The organism is Carnobacterium sp., assembly GCF_032094055.1.
Lineage (GTDB): Bacteria > Bacillota > Bacilli > Lactobacillales > Carnobacteriaceae > Carnobacterium_A.
This window is the reverse complement of record NZ_DAMDAK010000135.1, coordinates 618-1876: the sequence shown is the minus strand read 5'-3', so window position 1 is coordinate 1876 and position 1259 is coordinate 618. Positions and strand designations below refer to the sequence as shown.

2 protein-coding genes are annotated in these 1259 nt (G+C 35.9%); both read left to right on the top strand.

The window, feature by feature from the left end; translation table 11 throughout:
• On the top strand, positions 1-345 hold a 345-nt coding region (locus tag RT405_RS13235; protein ID WP_313470309.1), incomplete at its 5' end, for a biotin/lipoyl-containing protein.
• Between the two features lie 35 nt (positions 346-380).
• Positions 381-1259 (top strand): CAP-associated domain-containing protein (locus tag RT405_RS13230; protein ID WP_313470306.1); only part of this gene is annotated, 879 nt, incomplete at its 3' end.

Here is a 1259-nt window from a genome sequence, read left to right as displayed (position 1 = left end):
GAACCAGATGCTGAAGGAAATCGAACTATTTACTTTGATTTGAATGGACAAGGCAGAGAAGTAGTAGTAAAAGATACGAGTGTTACCAGTACAAAGATAGTCCGTAAAAAAGCTGAGCCGACAAACAAAGAACAGATTGGCGCAACGATGCCGGGTTCAGTTATTGAAGTATTAGTATCTAAAGGGGAACGTGTCAGTCAGGGGCAACCGATTGTTATCACTGAAGCAATGAAAATGGAAACCACTATTAAAGCTACTTTCAATGGTGTTATTGATCAAATTTATGTAGAGCCTGGCAATCTTATCGAAACAGATGATCTATTGATTGAAATGGTAGCAAAATAAAAAAACGACAGTGACTGAAAGGGGACCTGATAAAAGTGAAAACTATTTTAAGAGCTGTACCGATCTTTCTGCTTTTAATGGCTGTAACTTATTGGGTTCCCCAAATCACGTCAAAGGGTCCTTCTGAAATTATTACACAGAAAAATAAAGCACAAGAAGTAAAAAAAGAAAATGCTGTTAATCAGCCAGCCACATTTAAACAAGAAAAAATCCCTTTATCCGGTATTGGGCTTTATATAGGACAACCGATTGAAAAAATCCAGGAAGAGTTTGGAGAACCTTTACGGATTGATCCTACTCTGTATGGGTATGATTGGTGGGTCTATGGTGAAAACGAGCAAGATTACTTTCAAGTAGGAGTATCTGCTGATGGAAAAGTTACAAATATTTTTGTTTTAGGTGCACAATTAGATGCTTCTCCTTTTAAAATAGGAATGGATATTACAGAAATTTACCAATTAACTATGTTTTATCCGACTTTTTCAATAGACTATCAGGAAGATACGTATACACTTGAATTATCAGAAAATGACTTGAATTACCATCCTTTGATTCCTTTTGAAAATCAAACCTTTGCTATTTTGATGTTTGATCGAAAGACCAATGAAGTGAACGCCATTCGTTACCTAGATAAACGTTCACTTTTACAATTAGGCGTTTATGAGATCACGTCTCAAACTCCAATCCCTGCTGTAGAATACCAAGAAAATGATTTTAAAGAAGTGTATAAAAGTAACCAACAAGAAATTTTGACGATTCTCAATAGTTTGCGTCAACGCTATGAAGTGCCCGTTTTGACGTATAACACGGAGTTAACCAATATGGCTAATGATATCTTCACTTATCAAGCAAAACAGCTTGTTGAAGAACCTCATGTGAATAACAAAGAAGAGAGTTCCTTACAAGACGACAAC